Raw genomic sequence first — 19,348 nt, forward strand, 5'->3', positions numbered from 1 at the left:
CGGTGATGGCCGACGTCGCACGCCTCGCCGGCGTCTCGCACCAGACGGTGTCGCGCGTGGTCAACGGCCAGACGAACCTGCGGCCCGAGACCCGCGAGCGCGTCGAGCGCGCGATCCGTCAGCTCGGCTACCGGCCCAACAAGGCCGCCAGGGCGCTGGTCACGAAGCGGTCCGCGACCGTCGGGGTCATCGGGTCGCGCACCGGCTTCTGGGGGCCGAGCACCGTGCACCGGGCCATCCAGTCGGCCGGCCGCGACGCCGGCTTCTTCGTCAGCTCGGTCAACCTCCCGACCATGACCCGGGCCGAGGTCCTGGACGCGGTCGACCACCTGCACGACCAGCGGGTGGAGGGCATCGTGCTGATCGCCGCCAACGACGAGGCGCTCGAGGTCGCCCGCGCCCAGGAGGCGACCGGCGTCCCGATCGTGGTCGTCGAGGGCGACGACGCGACCACCCGGCTGACGGTCGGCGTCGACCAGGTGCGTGGTGCCGAGCTCGCCACCCAGCACCTGCTCGACCTCGGCCACACCGAGATCGTGCACCTCGCCGGGCCGCTGCCCTGGACCGAGGCGCGGGCCCGGCTGACCGGCTGGCAGCGCGCGATGCACGGGGCCGGGCTGCGGCCGCACCCGCACGTGCCGGGGGACTGGACCGCCAGCAGCGGCTACGCCGCCGGCGTCGAGATCGCGCGGCGCCCCGACATCACCGCGGTCTTCGCCGCCAACGACCAGATGGCGCTCGGCCTCCTGCGTGCGTTGTCCGAGGCCGGGCGGTCGGTGCCCGGCGACGTCAGCGTCGTCGGCTTCGACGACATCCCGGAGGCGGCGTACCTGATCCCGCCCCTGACCACCGTCCGCCAGGACTTCGCGGCGGTCGGCACCCGCGCGATCGAGATCCTGCAGGCGGCGATCGCGGGGGAGCGACAGCTGCCCGAGCGCCTGATCGACGCGGACCTGGTGGTCCGCGCCAGCACCAGCGAGAGGACCCGATGACCAGCCAGGGGAGCACGCAGGACCAGTACGTCGTCGGTGTCGACTTCGGCACCCTGTCCGGCCGCGCCGTCGTGGTGCGGGTGGCGGACGGCGCCGAGCTCGGCAGCGCGACCCACGCCTACCCGCACGGCGCGCTCGAGCGGTCCCTGCCCGACGGCACCGAGCTGGCCCCCGACTGGGCGCTGCAGGTGCCGGAGGACTACCGCGAGGTGCTGCGCACCGCGGTCCCGGCCGCCGTCGCGGCCGCGGGCATCGACGCCGCGGACGTGATCGGCATCGGCACCGACTTCACCGCCTGCACGATGGTGCCGACGCTCGCCGACGGCACCCCGCTCTGCGAGCTGCCCGAGCACGCCGGTCGCCCGCACGCCTACGTGAAGCTGTGGAAGCACCACGCCGCCCAGCCGCAGGCCGACCGGATCAACCGGCTGGCGGCCGACCGCGAGGAGGCCTGGCTGCCGCGCTACGGCGGTCTGATCTCCTCGGAGTGGGAGCTCGCGAAGGGGCTCGAGCTCTACGAGGACGACCGCGCGACGTACGACGCGATGGAGCGCTTCGTCGAGGCGTCCGACTGGATCGTCTGGCAGCTCACGGGCCGGTACGTCCGCAACGCGTGCGCCGCCGGCTACAAGGGCCAGCTCCAGAACGGCAGCTACCCGAGCGTCGACTTCCTCGAGGCGCTCGCCCCGGGCTTCGGCGGCTTCGTCGCCGACAAGCTCGACCAGCCGATCGGCCAGCTCGGGGACCGGGCCGGCACCCTCACCGCCGAGGCCGCCGCGTGGACGGGGCTGCCCGAGGGGATCGCCGTGGCCGTCGGCAACGTCGACGCCCACGTCACAGCGCCCGCCGCACAGGCCGTGGGACCCGGACAGATGGTCGCGATCATGGGCACCTCGACCTGCCACATCATGAGCTCGGACATCCTCCGCGAGGTCCCCGGCATGTGCGGCGTGGTGGACGGCGGGGTGGTCGCCGGGTCGTGGGGCTACGAGGCCGGCCAGAGCGGTGTCGGCGACATCTTCGGGTGGTTCACCGAGACGTCCGTCCCGGCGGCGTACGCCGAGCGTGCGGCCGCCGCGGGCCAGGGCCTGCACGAGCTGCTGACCGAGCTCGCCGCGCGCCAGGAGGTCGGCGAGCACGGCCTGGTCGCGCTCGACTGGCACAGCGGCAACCGGTCGGTCCTGGTCGACCACGAGCTCTCGGGGATCGTGGTCGGCCAGACCCTCGCCACCCGGCCCGAGGACGTCTACCGCGCGCTGCTCGAGGCCACCGCCTTCGGCACCCGGGTGATCGTCGAGACGTTCCGCGACAGCGGGGTGCCGGTCGAGGAGTTCATCGTCGCCGGAGGCCTGGCCAAGAACCCGCTGCTCATGCAGGTCTACGCCGACGTCACGCGGCTCCCGCTGTCCGTCATCGGCTCCGAGCAGGGGCCGGCGCTCGGCTCCGCCATCCACGCCGCGGTCGCCGCGGGCGCGTACGCCGACGTGTCGACGGCCGCGAAGAGCATGGGCAAGGTCGTGCGCGACGCCTACCTCCCCGACGACGCCCGGGCCCAGGTCTACGACCAGCTCTTCGAGGAGTACCTGCAGCTGCACGACCACTTCGGGCGCCGCGACCGCGCGATGCGCCGGCTCAAGGCGATCCGGCGGGCCGCGGTCGAGCGCCGTCGTACGGCGTCGGCACCGGCGGTGACGTCATGAGCGCCGTCACCGGCGTCCAGGGCACCGTCGCCGCCCTGCGCCGCGAGGTCTGCGCCCTGCACGAGCAGCTCACCCGCTACCAGCTCGTCGTGTGGACCGCGGGCAACGTGTCGGCGCGGGTGCCGGGCCACGACCTGCTGGTGATCAAGCCGAGCGGCGTCTCCTACGACGACCTGACGCCCGAGAACATGGTGGTCTGCGACCTCGACGGCAAGGTCGTCGACGGCCGGCACGCCCCGTCGTCCGACACCGAGGCGCAGGCCTACGTCTACCGCGAGATGCCCGAGGTCGGCGGCGTCGTGCACACGCACTCGACGTACGCCACCGCCTGGGCGAGCCGGGGCGAGGCGGTGCCGTGCGTGCTGACGATGGGCGCCGACGAGTTCGGGGGCGAGATCCCCGTCGGGCCGTTCGCGATGATCGGGGACGACTCCATCGGGCGCGGCATCGTCGAGACGCTGCGGGCGAGCCGCTCGCCCGCCGTCCTGATGCAGAACCACGGTGTCTTCACCGTCGGGCCGACCGCCCGGGCCGCGGTCAAGGCCGCCGTGATGTGCGAGGACGTCGCCCGCACCGTGCACATCGCGCGCCAGCTCGGCGAGCCGATCCCGATCGCGCAGGCCCACGTCGACTCGCTCCACCACCGCTACCAGAACGTCTACGGACAGCAGAAGGATCGCCGATGACCACGAGTGCCACGCCCGTGCCCGAAGTCTGGTTCCTGACCGGCAGCCAGAGCCTCTACGGGCCGGAGACACTCGACCAGGTGGCCGCGCAGTCGCAGCAGGTCGCCCGCGAGCTCGGCGCGAGCATGCCGGTGCCTGTCGTCTGGAAGCCCGTGCTCCTCGACGCGGCCGCCATCCACCGCCAGATGCTCGAGGCCAACAGCGCCCCCGAGTGCGTCGGCGTCATCACGTGGATGCACACCTTCTCGCCGGCCAAGATGTGGATCGCCGGGCTCGACGCCCTGCAGAAGCCGCTGCTGCACCTGCACACGCAGGCCGGCATGGAGCTCCCGTGGTCGACGATCGACATGGACTTCATGAACCTCAACCAGGCCGCGCACGGCGACCGCGAGCACGGCTACATCCAGACCCGGCTCGGCGTCGCTCGCAAGACGGTCGCTGGCCACGTGCGCTCGCCGGAGGTCGCGCGTCGTACGGCGATCTGGGCGCGCGCCGCGATGGGCCGCCACGAGCTGCGGCGCCTCGAGCTCGTCCGCTTCGGCGACAACATGCGCAACGTCGCCGTGACCGAGGGCGACAAGGTCGAGGCGCAGCGCCGCTTCGGCGTCGCGGTCAACACGTACGGCGTCAACGACCTGGTCGCCGTCGTCGACGCCGTCGTCGATGCCGACGTCGACAAGCTCGTCACGGAGTACGCCGACTCGTACGCCGTGGCGCCCGAGCTGCTCCCGGGCGGGGACCGGCACGAGTCGCTGCGCTACGGCGCCCGGGTCGAGCTCGGCCTGCGGCAGTTCCTCACCGAGGGCGGCTTCCGCGCGTTCACCACGAACTTCGAGGACCTGGGCGGGCTGCGGCAGCTGCCCGGCCTCGCCGTACAACGCCTGATGGCCGACGGCTACGGCTTCGGCGGCGAGGGCGACTGGAAGACGTCGGTCCTCCTGCGTGCCGCGAAGGTGATGGAGGGCGACGAGCCGGGCGGCAGCTCCTTCATGGAGGACTACACGTACCACCTGGTCCCCGGCGCAGAGAAGGTGCTCGGCGCGCACATGCTCGAGGTCTGCCCCTCGATCGCCGCCGGCCAGCCGACCCTGGAGGTGCACCCGCTGTCGATCGGCGGTCGCGAGGACCCGGTGCGGCTGCGGTTCACGGCTGCACCCGGCGAGGCCGTCGTCGCGGGGCTCTCGGACCTCGGCGACCGGATGCGCCTGACCCTCAACGAGATCGACGTGGTCGAGCCCGACGAGGCGCTCCCGCAGCTGCCCGTCGCGTGCGCCGTCTGGGAGCCGCGGCCGTCGCTGTCGGTGTCGGCGGAGTCCTGGCTGATGGCCGGGGCGCCGCACCACACCGTGCTCTCGAAGGCGGTCGGCCGGGAGGTCTGGGAGGACTTCGCGGAGATGACCGGCGTCGAGGCGCTCGTCATCGACGCCGACACCACGACCCGCCGCTTCCAGCAGGAGCTGCGCTGGAGCGCGGCGTACCGGCGGCTCGCCGAGGGCCTCTGAGCGAGGCCGAGTTTGGGGTCCGGATCGATCGGTTACCGCTCCTGGTGCGTCGTCACCGACGCACCAACTGGAGGGAGCCCACCATGCTGTGGACCATTCTGATCATCCTGGCGATCGTCGCCCTCGTGCTGTTCATCCTCGGCCGCGTGCGCGGCGGCCGCGGCGTCTGAGCCTGGCCTGGGCGCCGCTCAGAGCAGCGCGTCGAACTCCGCCGCCTGCCGGTCGGTCTCGGAGCGATCCGGGCCGGCCGGCGGGCGCGGTCTCGTCGCGTCCATCCGCTCCTGGCTCGTCGTGACCCGGTTGGCGTCGTCGAACGCCCGCACGTAGGCCCGCTGCCCGACCGGGTCGGGACCGGCGAGCAGGTCGAGCATCTCGGTGTCGGCGCCGCTCGTCTTGGCGAGGAAGCGCTCGCCGGTCGCCTCGAGACGGCCCACCACCGTGCCCGCACGCCGGTCGTCGGGCAGGAAGCGCACCGAGTACGTCTCGATCGTCGCCCACCCCTCCGGGGTGTGCGTGTACGGCGTGGTCGGCCACGCGTCGACCTCGGCCTGGAGCTCGGCGCTGCGGTCCGGGCGCCACCCGACCGGCCTGGCCGAGTAGAGGCCGACCGAGTACTTCGACATGGTGCCGCCGTTGGCGCCGACCAGCCCGAGCTCGTCGGGGTGGGCCCGGCAGCGCTGCACCGCCTCGGCGATCGCGTGCATCGAGTAGTTGTTGCCCGAGCCGCCGAAGAACGGCAGGCCACCGGTCAACGTCAGTCCGCGCGGGTCGTCGGCCGCGAGGTCGAGCGCGTCGAGCACGACCGAGACCGCGACCGGGAAGCACGAGTAGAGATCGAGGAAGTCGACGTCGTCCAGCTCGACGTCCGCGACCTCGAGCGCGTGCCGGACCGCGAGCTCGGCCACCGGGTAGCGGCTGAGGTCGTCGCGCTCGACGAGCTCCGCGCTGTGCAGGTCGGCGTGGCCGTGCAGGAAGACCCAGCGGTCCTCCGCCACGCCGAGACGGCGGGCGGCAGCGACCGACATCAGCAGCACCGCTGCGCCCTGGTTGACCTGGTCGCGGGCGACGACGAAGCGCGGGTACGGGTCGACGATCGGCCGGTTGCGCTCGCTGGGCGTGACCAGCTCGGCCGAGGTCCGCTCGGTCGGGGCCGCGGCCAGCGGGTTGGCCGCCGCCACTCTCGTGAACGGCGCGAAGAGGTCGCCCATCTGCTCGTCGTACGCCGCACGCGACAGGCCGAGCCGGGCCCGGCGGGCGTTCTCGAGCATGGCGTACTGCACCGGGGCGCCGATCAGGCCGTGGGTCACCGTGTGCCACGAGACCAGGCCGCGCAGGCCGGCTCCCCGGTCGTCGAGCTGGCCGCCGACGGTCTCGCTGAAGTCCGGGCGGTCGTCGCGGCCCTCGAAGTGCCGCGCCGTCGAGATCGCCTCGGCTCCCGCGAGCAGCACGACCTCGCGACGCCCGGCCGCGATGTCGCCCGCCATCTCCGTCACCAGGCTCTGCGGTGCCTGGCCGCCGGCGACCTCGAGGATCGCGTGCGCCGGGTCGGCGCCGATCCGGCCCGTCACGGCGCGCGGGAAGTTGTCGGCCGCGCCCAGCGTCACCTCGATGCCGGGCCCCGAGATCTCGAACTGCCGCACCCCGGCGACCGTGTCGATCGCGGCGGCCACCGCGGCGATCTCCGCACCGGTGTCGGTGAGGGCCTGCGCCGCCGCGCGCCCGGCGAGGTCGGCCGCGGACAGTGCCTCGTAGCCCGGGTCGTCGATGCTCTCGGCGTACTGGCCGACGCCGACGAGCACGGGCGTGGCGGGGTCGAGGTCGCTGGCGCGCATGGCGTGACGGTAACCGCGAGGAGCACGTTCACCCGGTCTGGGTGACGCGGTTCACAGTCGACTGGTGCTCTGCTGGGTCCATGTCTGACAGTGCGCCCGCCGGTGCGGCACCGGCCACGAGCAACGACAGGGCGGTCCGGGTCGTCGGCGTCATCGTCGCCGTCCTCGGAGCCGTCTTCCTGGTCGCCGGCATCGTGACGTACGCCGTCGTCTCGAGCACCCTCGCGGACCAGAACATCTCGGTGTCCGACGACGCCGCCCACTTCGCCGGCAAGGACGTGAAGGGGCCGTTCACGGCGTACGCCCAGGCCGACGTCATCAACAAGCACGCGCTGGAGATCGGCGGCGGCAAGACCTACGCCGAGCTCCCGCAGGACGACCCCAACCGCGACACGGTGATGACGGCGTCGTTCCTGCAGGCGAGCCTCTTCACCTCGGTGGTGGCCTTCGGCGTCGCGGCCTTCGTGTCGGTGATCGGTGTCGTGCTGATGCTGCTCGGCTGGGTGCTGATGCGGCTCGCGCGGCGACCCGTGCCGCGGACGATCTAGCCGAGGGCCGCGAGTGCCGCGAGTGCCTTGTCGGCGTGGACGTTCATGTTCAGCTCGCTGGCGATCTCCTCGACGACGCGTCCGTCGGGCGCGACCACGAACGTGACGCGCTTGGCGGGCAGGCCCGGCATCCGGCGCTTGAGGCCGTACGCCGCCGCGACCGCGCCGTCCTGGTCGGACAGCACCGGGTAGCCGAGGCCGTACTCGTCGTCGAAGCGCTTCTGCGTCGCCACGTCGTCGCGGCTGATGCCCACGATGGTGGCGCCGGCGGCGCGGAACTCCGCGGTGATGTCGCGGAAGTAGCAGGCCTCCTTGGTGCAGCCCGTCGTGAACGCGGCCGGGTAGAAGAACAGCACGACGGGGCCCTCCGTCAGGTGCGAGCGCAGCGACCACGGCGCGCCGTCCTGGTCGGCCAGCTCGAACTCGGGGGCGGTGCTTCCGGGCTTCATGCCTGAACTATGTCGCACAATTGAGTTGGGCACAATCTAATTCTTCGCACGGTATCGTCGACCACGTGGAGTACCCGCAGCTGGATCTCGACGTACAGCTCTGCTTCCCGCTGTACGCCGCCAGCCGGGCCATCACCCGGGAGTACACCGAGCTGCTCGCCGAGGTCGGCCTCACCTACCCGCAGTACCTGGTGATGCTGGCCCTCTGGGGGACCCCGTCCCTGAGCGTCAGCGAGATCGGCCGGCGGCTGCAGCTCGACTCCGGCACCCTGACGCCGCTGCTCAAGCGGCTGGAGGCCGCCGGCCTGGTGACCCGGGCGCGGGACCCCGAGGACGAGCGCCGGGTCATCGTCACGCTGACCGCCGACGGGCGCGCGCTCCAGCACGAGGTCGCCGAGGTGCCCTTGCGCCTCTGGAAGTCGCTCGGGCTGTCCCCTGAGGAGTACGACGCGCTCCGCGCCAGCCTCGCGAAGGTGCTGGCCAACCTCGCCGCCACTCCGCCTGAGAGCCTGGACGCGTGAACCGACTCGCCTCCGCGACCTCGCCGTACCTCCTCCAGCACGCCGGCAACCCCGTCGACTGGTGGGAGTGGGAGCCGGCCGCGTTCGAGGAGGCCCGGCGCCGCAACGTGCCGGTGCTGCTCAGCGTCGGGTACGCCGCGTGCCACTGGTGCCACGTGACGGCGCGCACGCTCATGGGCACGCCTCGGGAGACGATTCACGCTCAAACCAGGGCCAATCAGCGCCGTTCGGGGTCGCCCTGCATCGCCAATTGACGCCGATTCCGGGGCTTCGTGTATCACTCTCGTGTATCACTCGGCCAAGTCCGACTGCGCCAGCCTTGCCGCTCGGGTGGCGTCGCGGACGAGGAGCTACGCGACCCACTTCGTCGGCAACGCATTCTCGCGCGGGAAGTCGTCCCACTTGCCGTACATGGTGTGCTTGGTGACCCTCGTGATCTTGCCCGTGAAGCCCGACCATCGAACGGCCGACGGCCAACCGAGACACCTCCGAGGCACGGCCAAAGTGATCACGTCGCTCCGATAGTTGACCGCGCGGTGGATGCCCTTGCACTTCACCTCGTCACTGCTCCGCCATGAGGTCGACCTGCCAAAGAACACGGATCCAGCCGCTGTAGCGGGGTTCGTTCCCATGTACCAATCGACGGCGAACTCCGGACCATTGCGCCCACGCCGTGTGTCGAAGTAGATCCGGACGAGGTCAGTTTGATCTCTGACGAAGTCGCCGCCGAAGACGCGGACCCGCAGGTATCCCTTTCGGCACACGTCGAGCGCTGTTCGCTTCACGTTGATCACCGATGGGGCATCGGTGGGCTTGTCCTTGTAGTTCCACGCGCAACGGCCGGGCCCGGGGTGTACCTGACCGACTTGGCTGCCGTCGCCTGTGTGCCCCGGGGTTCCACCGCCTCCGCCTCCACCCTGACCGTAGTAGCAAGGGCAGGGGTTGGACTCGCAGGCGACTCCGTCGTGATCGGTGTCGAGACCAGCAGGGTCGGATTGAGGCCCGCCGTGGTTGATGAACCATCGCTGCGCCGACGCTTGAGACCCGAAGTCGCTGCAGTTGACCGAGCCGGCTACCGCGGGTGCCGATGCTGCTGGGATCGCAATGATCGCGACGGCGAGGCCGACGACGAGTCCGAGTGCAACGTGGATGAGGCGTGACTTCACTGGAGACCCCCGATGTCGAGTGATGTCCCGTCGACGCTACGTCCGGTGTCGTGTTTTGGGTCAAGGTTGGAAACATTGGTGCCCTCAGGCCGAGGTTGCGATGGTGTGCTTCGTCCTGGTTGCAGGTCAGCGTGGGTTTCGCCGAGATAGGCCGAATTTTGTCGAACGGTGCGGGGCGCTCCTCTCGCAAAGCGAGGTCACGCCGATCGACGAGGCGCTCGCTTCGGTTGGGGCAGGAGATTGAGTAGGCGTTCGATGGTGTCGGGCTCAGTCGGTTCGGTGACCGACACGCCTCGCTCCTCCCAAGCCATCAGCTGATCCAGCCGCCAGCGATCCGGATGGGTCACCGCAGGGGGCGGCACCAGGCTTCGATCTTTAAGATTTCGGTAGCCCCGCGTCTTGCCCCAGTTGTATCGGTGCATGACAGCTCGTGCGTCGAGGAACACGTGTTTTGGATCGCCCCCTGGGCCCGGATGGCGGCTCGAGGTGTCAGTTCTGATGCCGGTGCGGGTCTTAGCCACGATGCTCGTCATCTCCTTGCATCACAAACTGACCGGACCCGATCGATCAGCGCGGATAGAAGGTCGGTGGATCAGCGCGCCACAGAGGTCGGCGCGCGTGGTGCCTGCCGTAGTGGTCGGCCGGGTCGGGTGAGGGATCAGGGCGTGGATCGTGTCGAGCAGGTTCCGGTTGCGTGTGCGATCCACGGTCACGAGCTGGTCGCGTATGGTGGCGGCGAGGTCGTCGGTCTCGGCGGGGCGGGGGAGCCGGGTTCGTTGCGCGAACGCGCCGTACGTGATGCCTTCTTCGATGACGTCGGCGATGTGTTGATCGAGTTGGTCGAAGAGCAGTTGGAAGCCGCCGAGGACCCGCGGTTCCAAGATGGTGTCTGCTGGCAGGCTCCGCAGACGGGCGACGGCGTTGCCGCCTTCGGCCGCCGCAGCTCCGCCGCCCGTGCCGAGGAGGCCGCTGACGCTGCGGAACTGTCGTTGGAGCGTGGCATAGGTGTCGGCACGGGTGTCCCAGCGTTCCGCGAGCCGGCCGTCGATTCGGTCGGCGAACGGCGTGAGGTGGTGCGACAGGATGCGTTGGGAGTCGATCACGTACCGCAGGTTGATCGTGCTTGGGAGCGATGACCCAAGTTTCACGACCAGGTTGTGCTCCGCTTGGAGCACACCGAGGATCCCGGGTCTCGGCGGACCGGAGATCGGCTTGACCGGCGGATGCCAGCCGAGCCGGTCCACGGTGTAGTCCGGCTGACCGAGGCTGACGTCGAGTGCTGCGGCGAGGGCGGCCCAGCCTAGGTGACCGCCCTGCTTGAGAAAGTGCCACTCGGGGGTGTTGCTGTGGCGCTGGTCGAGCACGACCAAGGCCTGGACGATCGCGGCGACGTCGGCCACAACGGCCTGGGCCTGCGGGGCGGTCATGGTCGCCGCGATTGCGGGTGCTGTGTCGTGCTCCGCCAGCGCTGCGGCCTTGGCGACCTGGCGCCAGAGCTCCACATGTAGTTCTCCGGTAGGTGTGGTGAGCTCCTTGCCGGAGGCGCACGCTGCCGTATCGCCGGCGAGGGCCACGTCGATGGAGCGAGCGAGCTCTCCGGCCGGCGAGGCGCCGGCGCCTGCGGCAACGGCGCGGAACGGATTGGCCCGCCGGCTTGGTTGATTGACGAACGTCATCGGGCTGACCGACTCCAGCGCTTGCCCGCACCAAGTCAGGACGCTGTGGCGGTATCGACGGACCTGCTTCCCGGCCTCCGTCCGCTCCGCGGTCGAGTGGCCGAGCCGGTGCTGCACGCGGTGCTGACGCAGCAGTTCGGCGAGCGCGGTGCGCATCGCGGCGCCGGTCTCGGCGTACATCAGCCGGCACCCTGGCCGACGTCTGCGGTGTGGGCGTCGAGGAGCATCCAGCAGAGGAGCTCGACACTGAGCGGTTCGACCCCGTGACGGGTCAGGTTCGCGATGGTGACGAGGGCGAGCTCGAACCACAGTTCGCGATCTCCAGTAGCGGCGTCGGCGTCGATGTCGGGGCTCTGGTCGTCGTGGAGACGGTCGAGCTCGATGAGGACGTGCTCGTAGGCCGAGGCGGCGTCCTCGTCGACGGCGTGGTCGGCGAGCGCGGCCACGTAGGTGCGGGCCAGCGCCAGAGATCGTGCGTGTCCCAGTTGGATGATGACCTCCCTAGATGGGTTTCTGCATCGTCGAGCGGGTCAGTTCGCATCGAGCACGTCGCTGAGCCTTCCTGTGGACAGCCCGCGTCTAGGCGTGTCGCGAGCGGCGGAAGGGGTCAGCCGAGGAGCTGCTGGTCGACGGTCGCCTGAGCGCGTCGGCGGCGGAGTACGTCGGCGCGGACGAACTCTTCGAAGTCGGCCGTCCGATCCTCGATCATGACCTCTACTCCCGGTGCCTCCACCTTCTCTCCGGGCCACCCGGTCTGGCGGGTCGGGCGGTCCCGGTCCAGCCGAGTTCCGCAGACGGAGACCCACTCCCGCAGCCGATGCCGCGCCTCGGCGAACTCCCGCATCCACACGATCGGCGCCGACGGCGACGCCACCTCGTCATAGCAGGCCAGGAAGTGCAGATGAAGAGCGGACAGCTCCCAGATCAGCTCGTCATGGCGGTGCCAGTGCGGCGGCACGATCGACGGCGAGAGCCCGAAGGACGTCTTGAGCCACAACACGAACCGATCCAGATCGCGCCACTCGACCTCGGCCTGGTCTGCATCGAGGACATTCCAGTTGATCGGCCCAGGCGGTTCGTCGCGGGTCATCGTGATTGACATCGCCGACACCGGGTCTCAGAAGCCGATAGCCGGGTCGGAAGGCTCGGCGGCCGACTGCGGGGGACTGGGGGCGAGTCGGCGGCGCTGGACCTCGTAGGCGGTCTTGTTGACGTTGTGCCCGATCTTGCGGGCCACGAACTCCTCCTTGATCACGCTCCCGCCATCGCGCTCGACCTCGTACTCGTGGACGTAGCCACTGGCCACGAACGAGTCGCCCTTGCGGAACCGGGCGTAGAGCTCCCGCGCTGTGCTCTCGAAGGCAACCATGTCGTGGAAGGAGGGATCGAGTTTGGTGAAGCTGCCGTCGGCTTCCTTGCGCCACTGCTCGACGCCGACTCGGAGTCGGACGTACTCCGCTCCAGCGGACGTGAAATGCAGGTCAGGGTCGGCCGCGACGAAGCCGGCCAAGCTCATTTGGGTCTGAATGGACATGGGAAGCCTCTGATCTCGTGCAGTACCTCGTTGGCGCTGCTTCGACCTTCAGGTGCGGCCTCCGTGCCAGTCAGCCTCGAGGCCGGAGCGGGCAGGCCGACCTAGCGACACCTGCGGCTGTCGATCCTCCGGCGAGTAGACCGACTCGTTCGGGGTAGGTGCAATGGGGTGCCCTACCCGTCGCGTCCCATGAAGGATCCGCTCCCGCAGTTCGCAGGAACTGCGAGTTGCCGCCCGACGGCGGCGCAACGCGAAGAACTCATCGCGTTCGTCGCGGCGGGCTATCGCAACGGGCTTTCATTACGTGAACTAGCCGAACTCACCGACCGAACCCAGACGGCGGTGCGTCGGGCTCTAGACCAGGCCGGTGTGCGTCGCAGGGACGTTGGCGCCCCAGTCGTTATGAATCCGGTGGCGGTGGGCCAGGACAAGAGTGCAGCGCTTGATGAATAGCGCGCCCGAGCGCGGCGGATAGACGCACGTCGCAAGCGTCGGACGGGTAATCCTGCCTAGTGCTCGCCGACGTACGCGAACGCTCGGGAGACCGCCGCTGGTAGCCCCTCGAACTGGGCGACCTCAGGCTCTAGTCCCATCAGCGAGGCCAAGCCGATTGACCGCTGCTCCGGTACGTACTTGTTGAGCTTCAGCGTCGACATCGCATGAAAGGTCCACTGGTCGAGGTCGAGGGGATCAACGGTGCTCTTGTTTTGGTGATGGAGGAGCGCGAACACGTAGACGTCCGACTGTCGCATGCGGGTTTCGGACAGCGAGTTGGTCGCGGCATCCCAACCGGTGGTCGGCCGAATGCCGAACGTGATCCTGGATGGTCGAGTTTGAGCCCACGTTTGCAGATAGGCCGCGGACTTCACCTCTACCCGTAGGCCGTCTGGTGTGAGTAGGTCGGCGGCGTCCCATTCCATTCGAGTTCCTCCGGCACACCCCAGGCCCAGGCCAACGATGTACTCGGCCAGGACGCCTCGCGTTGCGTTACTGAGCAAGTCCGAGGATGACCACCGCCAGAACTCGAGCAGCGTGTGCTCCGTGGCTCCGCCCGCAAGCCCGAAGACTTCGGTGCCCGATCGGCGAGCTACTTCAACCGCCCTCACTCGTCATCCACATCCGTACGCTAGGCGGCCGATTGACCGAGGACCACTCGCGCGGACCAGCGCCCGGTGCACGGGCCCTTCACTGCACCCCCACGCGGCGGAAACACACGAGAGGCTACAAGGGCTCGAGTACGACTAGCGCTTTGTGCTGCTGGTGGATCACTCTCGTGATATGGAGTCGTGGCTTGTCCCCGAATGGAGGTCCGTTCAGGTCCCCGTGCTCGCGCTCGACGAGTTGCGCGCTCGTGCATCGGCGCGACAGGACAACATGGACCCGGCGACGCTGTCCTATGGCGTCACCTCTGAAGACATGAACCTCGTCGGGCTGTTGGGGGAGGACGCTGTTCTCCGTTGGCTCACCGAACAAGGGGCAGAGGTGCAGAGCATCGCTGACGACCCGACATCTATTGCCACCGGCCAAGGCGACCTGCAGTTGAGCTTCAGTCCGACCGGATGGACCCGAATAGTCGCGCATGTTGAGGTAAAGACGTCTAGGCGCCGGGATTACGCTCGCTTCGAGCGGACCGTCGTGTCTTCGCAGTTAAGCCGAATGGCATGTGATGCGGTCTTTTGGTGCACTGCTGAGGACGACCTTGCTGATCGCGGGATCGTCGACATCATGGGATGGCTCCCTTGTGCGGACGCACAGGCTCCGGAGTACCACGAGCCCGCCGAAGCTCGCGGGCGGCCGGCCGTGCGAATCAAACGGCCCCTACGCGATCCAAGCGAGTTCATGTCGTGGCTCGACTCGGAAGCGCGCAAGCGTCCGCCGTTCTGACTGGGCGGCTCTCGCGGCTTTGACGCACCTTCCAAGGCCGCAGGTCCTCCACCTGGCCAGTCGGACGCAGGTTTCCGACGACACACGCCCCAGGATCACGGGACTGCGTGACGACCAACTTGTCACCTGTCGGGATCGCGGCGGTTCTCGTAGTACCAAGCACGGGGCCACGAAGCGTCCGCGGGATGCTGCGATTCCGGCGCCCGACTGGTCCAGGCCTCGAACGAGGAGACCACGGCAACGAATCGTTCGAGGACCTCAAGCTTCTCGGCGTTCGGGAGTGAGCGAGGCAGTACAAACTGCAGCTCGTCCCCATGTTTGTTGATCAGCACGCAGAGCAAGAGGTGGGAAGTCGTCCCAACCAACTCGCGAACCTTGGCGATGCGTGGCCAACGGTCGAACGGTTGAACGGGGAGCCGCACCAGCATCACGAATTCTTCGTTCGCCGAAACGAACAACTGCTGCGCAGACAGTCGTCGTGTTGCCGTGTCGAACTCGTGCACAAACGATGCAAGGTCCGCAGGCACCGTATTGCTAAGGATGTCTGACTGGGCATAGAGCGTTTGAGACTTAAACCGTCCAACTGCCGATCGGACAACGACCAAGTCGCCCCTAAGAACGTCGAGGGTGTCACTCGAGATCGCTCGATTGTGGGCCAAGGCGTTCCGCACTGCCCCGATGGACTCGATTCGGTTGGCCAGGACCGCTCCAGTGGTGCCTGTCAGGCTTGAAATCTGATCGGCGATGGTTGAGCTCGTCAGCACCTTGGCTAGCTGGCCAAGCGTCGTCGACCAGAGCAGTTCTTCTTCGGCGTCGATGCCAAGGACCCAACGAGTGGCGTTGACCTTTGACTGAGCCTCAAGCCGACCCCGAAGCGACGAGTCGATCTCGGCCGCCCAGGCCGGCCCGTGCGCAAGGAGAAGACCGGTCAAGGCGATCCGTCTCAGCCATGTCTCGGCCTCGTAGACCAACCGGTAGGCGTTGAGGTTCGCCCCAGAAACCAGAATCTCGTCAGACCACTCGCTGTCCACGGCGATGACCGTACGTCGCATTGATCCAGCGGGAGGGAAAACGGTATCCCACGGCGACTCTGTTGCAGGACCTTGCTCACCGCCCAGGTCGGCGGAACGCGGTATGACGCGCTGTCGGCAGCACCTTCGTGAGAGGTCACGACGACGTCCGCCCCAGCTCGTCCGGCCTAGGGAGTGGTCGGTCACCGACCCCGCAAGCAACGGCGCATCCGAACTGTTTTTGCTTCACCCGATAGGGAGTTAGATGTACGGGTTTGGCAGGGCCAGGCAGTCAGGCACAGGGCCCCCAAGCGCCTTTTTAAGCCAGTGGGAAGCAGTTTCAGTCTGACCCTTGCCAACTTAGGGCGTTGGGCGCATCCTTCGATCAGGCTTCGGACGCGCGAGGGTCGGTCCCAGGCTGGACTCCGTCCACTTTTGTCGACGACGCAATTCTGAATTTGTTAATGCCGCTCTGAGAATTGTTTGAGGCATTTCTAAGCATTCCCGGCAGTCGCGCAAAGCGATTCATTGGGTCGGCGCATCGGTTACCCGTCGGTAATTTACGGCTTTGAGACTTGCGATGCGGTCGCGTAGCACGCCTCTGACCTGCGCAAACACCCACTCGGTGCGCTTGGCCGCCGTTGAGTGCACTCATGCCTAGGTGCGACACAGCGATGTTTGCGAACTGTGAAAGCACAGCGCTGCGGTACGATGACGTTGCAGCAATCACAGAGGACTTTCAGACCAAGTTGAAGCGTGAGTTGTGCCGGAGGCAGAGCTCGGGGAAGCGAACTCGACTGCTGTCTGAACGGAGAGTTTGGCCTGCTCTCGTCGTCGTCCTTCCCGTGCACTCAGCCGCGAACGCGTGCCTGCGCACCCTCAATGGGACCTCCCACCAACTTCCTGTCTCGACTCCATGGTTAGGAGCATTGGAGTGGCCACATCGACACTGACCCATACGGGTCCCGGCACTGTGGGAAGCGGTGCCCCATGAACGAGGCCGAGCTGATCAACGCAGTCCTCGCTGCAAGTGGCATCGGCGGAGTGCTCATTGCTTTCGGCCTGATCATGAAGAACCTGCCCGCAGTGCTTAGCGCTCTGCACGCGTGGCACTTGGACATCAAGCGTATGAACTATCTGAGGCATCAGTTCGATCAGACGCGGTACGCAGACAACGTGTATCTCTATCCGCCGGCCGCCGAAGAGTCGAAGCCCGAGCAGATCGAGCCGAAGCCTGAGGAGGCCGCGTAGTCCTGTACGCGACTGTGTCGGGTCGTGGCCGCGCTCAGATGACATATCCCGATGCGGTTCCTCTGATCGCCACCAAGTGTCCGTTCGGCTTGCGACCCATCGTTGCTTCGTGAAAAGGCACCGACGCGCTGAGCCTCCTGGCGCACCTCGCAGAACGAAGTGATGAGGGCTACTGCCGCAATGTCCCTGTCAATGTCGGCGACGAGTCTCGCTATGGCGCCTGCGAAGGAAACGTGAAGGGCGTCGGTGACAGCGTTCAAACTCGGGCTGCGCCGGGGCTCAAGGAGTATCCGGCGCAGGGCAGATCGGCCTTAGGTCGAAGCGCCGACTGTGACGTGCGTCTGCTGCGACACCGGTGTGTTCCAAAGCGCCAACTGACTGATGGCGGAGACGCCGTCAGCGTGGACTTGGAGACCGTCACTAAGCCCTCGTAGCGTCAGAATGACGAATGCGGATTGCTCTATGCCATTCTCGTCGTCCTCACGCTCCAGGAGACTGAGTTTCAAGCCCCACTCGTCACCTGCGACGCCGTTGGGGAACTTCGCATAGTGAGTACGGACTGGACTCCATTTTCCAGCGGCAACCAACTGTGACTCCCATGGGTGGGAACCACTTGTCTTCTCCTCGGGAACCTTGCCCGTGATTGTGACGCTGCTGCCTGTCCGCTCTACGACTCCGAAACTCGCATCCACGCAGGTTCGGACAGCTTCGGCTCCGCAGGCTTGGTCGAGTAACGGGGTGAAGACCACTGTCATGAAGATCTCGGCCTTCAACTTTCCTTCTGTGGTGAACAGGCAAGCCGGCATTGGAAACGGTGCCCGCAGCCAACTGATCTTGCTCTGTAGGGGAACCTGATGGATCGTTGTGAACGAGTCTTCGCTTTCGAACAGCACCTCCAGACCGTCCAACGGCACTCCTGCGCCGTAGTAGTTTTTGTGGGCTCCGACCATGCTTCGACTTGACACAGCGGCGCTGTGGACCAGGAGGCCCTTCACTAGGGCCGGGCTTGGCTCCACGTCCACGGCACCATCAAGTTCTGCCCAGACATTGGCTGCGATCGCACTGACGAGAGGTGTGGCGAACGAGGTGCCCACTCCTTCTGCAATCTGATCGCCGGGCACCGTCGAGCGGATTCCGGCCTGCGGGATCTGTCCCGTCGGACCCAAGTCTCCGCTCCAGAACGAGACGTCGGGCTTCGTCTGACCGCCGAAGCTTGGTCCCCGGCGCGAATAGCTGGCCGGCGTGCCGACCGGAGTTCGAGCTCCTGGACGGTGTGTCAGGGATCCGACGACCAAGGAGTTGACCGCATCAGCTGGGCTGGCGATGCCATCTGTCAACGTGGCGCTTGGCGCCGGCCAAGTTCGGACGGGCTGGCCCTCGTAGTTTCCGGCCGCTTGTACAAATAGAATTCCGAGCTCGGTGGACAGCTTGTCCATTTCACTTGCGAAAACGGAGTACTCCAGCGGATCCAGTTGTACCCGTGCCGCAAAGGAGCAGTTCCATACCTTGACCTCGGGGTGCTTCCGGATCGTTTCGTCGATGCGATCCAGCAGTTCGTTTTCGCCGATCGGTTTCGCTGGAAGCACCTGTCCGTCCACCAGAACGGCGGAGTCCTCCCCGAAGCAGGACTCGTTCGGGTTCAGCGCGCGTCCAGCCAGGATTAGACCACCGACGAATGTCCCATGCTCCTGGTTGAGGTCTGAGCCAAGATCATAGGTTTCACGCGCTTGAACGTAGGGTTCGAGCGCCGGCGTGCCGATGCCGGAATCGAGTACGCCGACGATTGCGTGGGAGGGAGTCGCCGCGATCTCCTTGCGCAGGTCGTCGCTCACTCGGTCGACGACAGCCATCGTTTGCGGTGAGACTTCCCTCCAATGGCTATACATCGGCTCGGCGCCGGCGTACCGGATGCCGTATAGGCCCGCGATCTCTTCAACGTCCGCTTCCGTCGTCGGGGCGACGTAGACGCTCTCTCGGCGCTGGGTCCCTCGTACCCCCTGGATCTCCAGACCGATAGTCTCCAGGTGCGCTCCCAAGGGCTGATCGATCCAGGTGGTCTCGACGTTGAGCCAAGGAAACAGGTCTAGGCGGAGAAGGCGCCGTTCGTCGTGAGCGAATCGGACCACTGCTTCGAGGCTTTCAAGATCGCGTACTCCGAACGCGTCCGTTACAGGCTCGAAGATCGACAGATCTTCGATCGACGAGATGGCGCGGAGGGCCGTATTCGTCGAACCCGACGAGATGGCGCCCTGCAGTGTTCGCAGGTCGCGGGCCCGCGCGCGAGCGAAGAGCTCACCGGGTCTGCCCGTCGCAGTTGCCGGCGTGCCAGCACCTTCCAGGAACTGGGTGGGCCGGTTCGTCTTGGCCAGCGCCTCCTGCCTCAAAGCAATTCGAAGTGGAACGCCCAACCGGTCAACGATCTGTTCGGGGACATCTGCCAGGGCGGCTCGACTCGCTTCCAGGCTGGACACCAACGCATTGCGGAGGCCGCTAGCGTCAACGTCGACGAATGGCGGCTTGCTAGATCCGCCGCCGCCTTTGGCTCGCATCTCCGATGCGTCAGCACGCAAGTAGATCAGCGGTTCAAGGTCGGGCAT

Annotated in this window: 20 protein-coding genes and 1 pseudogene; 11 read left to right on the top strand and 10 right to left on the bottom strand. The window is 67.5% G+C overall.

From position 1 onward, the window contains the following. Positions 1-5 precede the first annotated feature (5 nt). From ACFPYL_RS16735 to ACFPYL_RS16755, 5 genes are read left to right on the top strand one after another with little or no spacing between them, the layout of a single operon-like run. Positions 6-992, top strand: a complete 987-nt coding sequence (locus ACFPYL_RS16735; RefSeq protein WP_379156639.1) for a LacI family DNA-binding transcriptional regulator — start codon at positions 6-8, stop codon at positions 990-992. After that, positions 989-2,692, top strand: a complete 1,704-nt coding sequence (gene araB, locus ACFPYL_RS16740) for a ribulokinase (RefSeq protein WP_379156642.1) — start codon at positions 989-991, stop codon at positions 2,690-2,692. Before ACFPYL_RS16735 ends, araB begins: the two co-directional genes overlap by 4 nt. Beyond that, complete coding sequence (locus ACFPYL_RS16745) at positions 2,689-3,378, top strand: L-ribulose-5-phosphate 4-epimerase (protein ID WP_379156645.1); 690 nt, start codon at positions 2,689-2,691, stop codon at positions 3,376-3,378. The genes araB and ACFPYL_RS16745 overlap by 4 nt, the downstream gene beginning before the upstream one ends. Beyond that, on the top strand, positions 3,375-4,880 hold the full coding sequence (gene araA, locus ACFPYL_RS16750; protein WP_379156648.1) for an L-arabinose isomerase: 1,506 nt from the start codon (positions 3,375-3,377) through the stop codon (positions 4,878-4,880). The genes ACFPYL_RS16745 and araA overlap by 4 nt, the downstream gene beginning before the upstream one ends. A gap of 44 nt (positions 4,881-4,924) precedes the next feature. After that, the gene (locus ACFPYL_RS16755) at positions 4,925-5,050 is read left to right on the top strand and encodes a hypothetical protein (protein ID WP_379156651.1); all 126 of its coding nucleotides are present in this window, start codon (positions 4,925-4,927) and stop codon (positions 5,048-5,050) included. 18 nt (positions 5,051-5,068) lie between these two features. Here ACFPYL_RS16755 and ACFPYL_RS16760 read toward each other — a convergent pair whose 3' ends face one another. Next, positions 5,069-6,712, bottom strand: coding sequence for an acetyl-CoA acetyltransferase (locus ACFPYL_RS16760; RefSeq protein WP_379156653.1), 1,644 nt, complete (start codon positions 6,710-6,712; stop codon positions 5,069-5,071). Positions 6,713-6,792: 80 nt separating this feature from the next. Between ACFPYL_RS16760 and ACFPYL_RS16765 the strand changes: the two genes are divergently transcribed. Further along, entirely contained in the window at positions 6,793-7,260 is a 468-nt protein-coding gene (locus ACFPYL_RS16765; RefSeq protein WP_379156656.1) for an aromatic ring-opening dioxygenase LigA, read from the top strand. Here the strand turns inward: ACFPYL_RS16765 and ACFPYL_RS16770 are convergent. Further along, positions 7,257-7,709: a peroxiredoxin gene (locus tag ACFPYL_RS16770; RefSeq protein WP_379156659.1), complete on the bottom strand. Its 453-nt coding sequence runs from the start codon at positions 7,707-7,709 to the stop codon at positions 7,257-7,259. The two genes, ACFPYL_RS16765 and ACFPYL_RS16770, sit on opposite strands and share 4 nt — an antisense overlap. Positions 7,710-7,774: 65 nt before the next feature. On the opposite strand from ACFPYL_RS16770, the gene ACFPYL_RS16775 reads away from it, so the two are divergent. Next, positions 7,775-8,230, top strand: coding sequence for a MarR family winged helix-turn-helix transcriptional regulator (locus ACFPYL_RS16775; RefSeq protein WP_379156661.1), 456 nt, complete (start codon positions 7,775-7,777; stop codon positions 8,228-8,230). Further along, a pseudogene (locus tag ACFPYL_RS16780) lies at positions 8,227-8,415 on the top strand (DUF255 domain-containing protein); the annotation flags it as partial. The gene ACFPYL_RS16775 and the pseudogene ACFPYL_RS16780, both read left to right, overlap by 4 nt. A 165-nt stretch (positions 8,416-8,580) precedes the next feature. On the opposite strand, the gene ACFPYL_RS16785 reads toward ACFPYL_RS16780, so the two are convergent. From ACFPYL_RS16785 to ACFPYL_RS16805, 5 genes are all read right to left on the bottom strand, one after another. Continuing rightward, positions 8,581-9,396, bottom strand: a complete 816-nt coding sequence (locus ACFPYL_RS16785; protein WP_379156664.1) for an excalibur calcium-binding domain-containing protein — start codon at positions 9,394-9,396, stop codon at positions 8,581-8,583. Between the two features lie 542 nt (positions 9,397-9,938). Next, complete coding sequence (locus tag ACFPYL_RS16790) at positions 9,939-11,252, bottom strand: hypothetical protein (protein WP_379156667.1); 1,314 nt, start codon at positions 11,250-11,252, stop codon at positions 9,939-9,941. Then, a complete protein-coding gene (locus ACFPYL_RS16795) occupies positions 11,252-11,518 on the bottom strand; it encodes a hypothetical protein (protein ID WP_379156670.1) in 267 nt (88 codons plus the stop codon). The genes ACFPYL_RS16790 and ACFPYL_RS16795 overlap by 1 nt, the downstream gene beginning before the upstream one ends. A gap of 161 nt (positions 11,519-11,679) precedes the next feature. Continuing rightward, a complete protein-coding gene (locus ACFPYL_RS16800) occupies positions 11,680-12,162 on the bottom strand; it encodes a hypothetical protein (RefSeq protein WP_379156672.1) in 483 nt (160 codons plus the stop codon). A 27-nt stretch (positions 12,163-12,189) separates the two neighbouring features. Beyond that, complete coding sequence (locus tag ACFPYL_RS16805; protein WP_379156674.1) at positions 12,190-12,606, bottom strand: single-stranded DNA-binding protein; 417 nt, start codon at positions 12,604-12,606, stop codon at positions 12,190-12,192. Between the two features lie 189 nt (positions 12,607-12,795). Here ACFPYL_RS16805 and ACFPYL_RS16810 point away from each other — a divergent pair, with 189 nt between their 5' ends. Beyond that, on the top strand, positions 12,796-13,059 hold the full coding sequence (locus tag ACFPYL_RS16810; protein WP_379156676.1) for a helix-turn-helix domain-containing protein: 264 nt from the start codon (positions 12,796-12,798) through the stop codon (positions 13,057-13,059). Between the two features lie 56 nt (positions 13,060-13,115). Here the strand turns inward: ACFPYL_RS16810 and ACFPYL_RS16815 are convergent, their stop codons facing one another. After that, complete coding sequence (locus tag ACFPYL_RS16815; protein WP_379156679.1) at positions 13,116-13,526, bottom strand: hypothetical protein; 411 nt, start codon at positions 13,524-13,526, stop codon at positions 13,116-13,118. A gap of 403 nt (positions 13,527-13,929) precedes the next feature. On the opposite strand from ACFPYL_RS16815, the gene ACFPYL_RS16820 reads away from it, so the two are divergent. After that, a complete protein-coding gene (locus tag ACFPYL_RS16820; protein ID WP_379156682.1) occupies positions 13,930-14,490 on the top strand; it encodes a hypothetical protein in 561 nt (186 codons plus the stop codon). A gap of 122 nt (positions 14,491-14,612) precedes the next feature. On the opposite strand, the gene ACFPYL_RS16825 is transcribed toward ACFPYL_RS16820, so the two are convergent. Next, the gene (locus ACFPYL_RS16825; protein WP_379156685.1) at positions 14,613-15,521 is read right to left on the bottom strand and encodes a hypothetical protein; all 909 of its coding nucleotides are present in this window, start codon (positions 15,519-15,521) and stop codon (positions 14,613-14,615) included. A 969-nt stretch (positions 15,522-16,490) separates the two neighbouring features. Here ACFPYL_RS16825 and ACFPYL_RS16830 point away from each other — a divergent pair. Further along, the gene (locus ACFPYL_RS16830; RefSeq protein WP_379156688.1) at positions 16,491-16,751 is read left to right on the top strand and encodes a hypothetical protein; all 261 of its coding nucleotides are present in this window, start codon (positions 16,491-16,493) and stop codon (positions 16,749-16,751) included. 311 nt (positions 16,752-17,062) lie between these two features. On the opposite strand, the gene ACFPYL_RS16835 is transcribed toward ACFPYL_RS16830, so the two are convergent. Continuing rightward, positions 17,063-19,348, bottom strand: coding sequence for a S8 family peptidase (locus tag ACFPYL_RS16835; RefSeq protein ID WP_379156691.1), 2,286 nt, complete (start codon positions 19,346-19,348; stop codon positions 17,063-17,065).

It is taken from the genome of Nocardioides hankookensis (genome assembly GCF_042658885.1).
GTDB lineage: Bacteria > Actinomycetota > Actinomycetes > Propionibacteriales > Nocardioidaceae > Nocardioides > Nocardioides hankookensis.

Bases quoted from the DNA above. Each gene is read 5' to 3' on its own strand.
- ACFPYL_RS16735 (WP_379156639.1), top strand. From the start codon at position 6: ATGGCCGACGTCGCACGCCTCGCCGGCGTCTCGCACCAGACGGTGTCG.
- araB (WP_379156642.1), top strand. From the start codon at position 989: ATGACCAGCCAGGGGAGCACGCAGGACCAGTACGTCGTCGGTGTCGAC.
- ACFPYL_RS16745 (WP_379156645.1), top strand. From the start codon at position 2,689: ATGAGCGCCGTCACCGGCGTCCAGGGCACCGTCGCCGCCCTGCGCCGC.
- araA (WP_379156648.1), top strand. From the start codon at position 3,375: ATGACCACGAGTGCCACGCCCGTGCCCGAAGTCTGGTTCCTGACCGGC.
- ACFPYL_RS16760 (WP_379156653.1), bottom strand. From the start codon at position 6,712: ATGCGCGCCAGCGACCTCGACCCCGCCACGCCCGTGCTCGTCGGCGTC.
- ACFPYL_RS16765 (WP_379156656.1), top strand. From the start codon at position 6,793: ATGTCTGACAGTGCGCCCGCCGGTGCGGCACCGGCCACGAGCAACGAC.
- ACFPYL_RS16770 (WP_379156659.1), bottom strand. From the start codon at position 7,709: ATGAAGCCCGGAAGCACCGCCCCCGAGTTCGAGCTGGCCGACCAGGAC.
- ACFPYL_RS16790 (WP_379156667.1), bottom strand. From the start codon at position 11,252: ATGTACGCCGAGACCGGCGCCGCGATGCGCACCGCGCTCGCCGAACTG.
- ACFPYL_RS16800 (WP_379156672.1), bottom strand. From the start codon at position 12,162: ATGACCCGCGACGAACCGCCTGGGCCGATCAACTGGAATGTCCTCGAT.
- ACFPYL_RS16805 (WP_379156674.1), bottom strand. From the start codon at position 12,606: ATGTCCATTCAGACCCAAATGAGCTTGGCCGGCTTCGTCGCGGCCGAC.
- ACFPYL_RS16810 (WP_379156676.1), top strand. From the start codon at position 12,796: ATGAAGGATCCGCTCCCGCAGTTCGCAGGAACTGCGAGTTGCCGCCCG.
- ACFPYL_RS16815 (WP_379156679.1), bottom strand. From the start codon at position 13,526: ATGGAATGGGACGCCGCCGACCTACTCACACCAGACGGCCTACGGGTA.
- ACFPYL_RS16830 (WP_379156688.1), top strand. From the start codon at position 16,491: ATGAACGAGGCCGAGCTGATCAACGCAGTCCTCGCTGCAAGTGGCATC.
- ACFPYL_RS16835 (WP_379156691.1), bottom strand. From the start codon at position 19,348: ATGCCCGACCTTGAACCGCTGATCTACTTGCGTGCTGACGCATCGGAG.